The organism is Paraburkholderia eburnea (genome assembly GCF_002917095.1).
In the GTDB taxonomy this organism is placed as follows: Bacteria; Pseudomonadota; Gammaproteobacteria; order Burkholderiales; family Burkholderiaceae; genus Paraburkholderia; species Paraburkholderia eburnea.
In genome coordinates this window covers 1-1,000 of the sequence record NZ_PQGA01000058.1, presented here as the reverse complement: position 1 = coordinate 1,000, position 1,000 = coordinate 1, and the positions used below count along the sequence as shown (strand labels likewise).

General features: G+C 65.3%; 1 protein-coding gene and 1 pseudogene. Both read left to right on the top strand.

Annotation, left to right across the window (positions count from 1 at the left end):
• Nucleotides 1-189 (top strand): hypothetical protein (locus tag B0G62_RS31860; protein WP_167401375.1); only part of this gene is annotated, 189 nt, incomplete at its 5' end.
• A 26-nt stretch (nucleotides 190-215) separates the two neighbouring features.
• Nucleotides 216-1,000, top strand: a pseudogene (locus tag B0G62_RS31030) (EmrA/EmrK family multidrug efflux transporter periplasmic adaptor subunit); the annotation flags it as partial.

The window sequence follows — 1,000 nt, the reverse complement described above, 5'->3', positions numbered from 1 at the left end:
AAGGCGCAGCGCCGCGATCAGCAGATGGCGCTCATCAAGGCGCTGGGCGGCGGCTTCGACGCGCACGACGCACATGGCGTGAACCTCGTGGCGCCAACGCAGGTCGGCAGCGACGCGAAGGGCGTGAATGGTGCGCCGTGGAGCGGTGCAACCGTGCAGACGAGCGTAGCCAACCCGACGCAACGATAGAACAAACCACATAAGAGAAACACAAAATGAACACCGCACAACGGCCTGTTGCAGAAGAACAGGATACCGAACAAAAAGGCAAGCGCAAGCGCATGATGACGCTGCTTGTTCTCGTGATCGTGATTGCAGCCGTTGCCTACGGCCTCTATTACTTCCTCGTCGCGCGCTTTAGCGAAAGCACGGATGACGCCTACGTCAACGGCAACGTCGTGCAGATCACCCCGCAGGTGACGGGCACGGTGATCGCGGTGAACGCCGACGACACGCAGACGGTCAGGATCGGCGCCCCGCTCGTCATGCTCGATCCGGCTGATTCGCGTATCGCGCTCCAGCAGGCCGAAGCCAACCTCGGCCAGACGGTGCGCCAGGTGCGCGGCCTCTTCGCCGACGACAGCCAGTACGAAGCGCAGGTGGCCGTGCGTCAGGCCGACCTCTCGCGCGCGCAGGACGATCTGCGCCGCCGGATGCAGGTCGCGCAGACGGGCGCGGTCTCGCAGGAAGAAATCTCGCACGCCAGCGACACGGTGAAGAGCACGCAAGCCGCACTCGAGGCCGCGCAGCAGCAGCTCGCCGCCAACCGCGCGCTGACTGCCAACACGACGATTGCGAACCACCCGAACGTGATGGCCGCCGCCGCGAAGGTGCGCGACGCCTACCTCACGAACGCGCGCAACACGTTGCCCGCGCCGGTCACGGGTTACGTGGCGAAGCGTTCGGTGCAGGTCGGCCAGCGCGTTTCGCCGGGCACGCCGCTGATGTCGGTGGTGCCGCTGAACGCCGTGTGGGTCGACGCGAATTTCAAGGAAGTGCA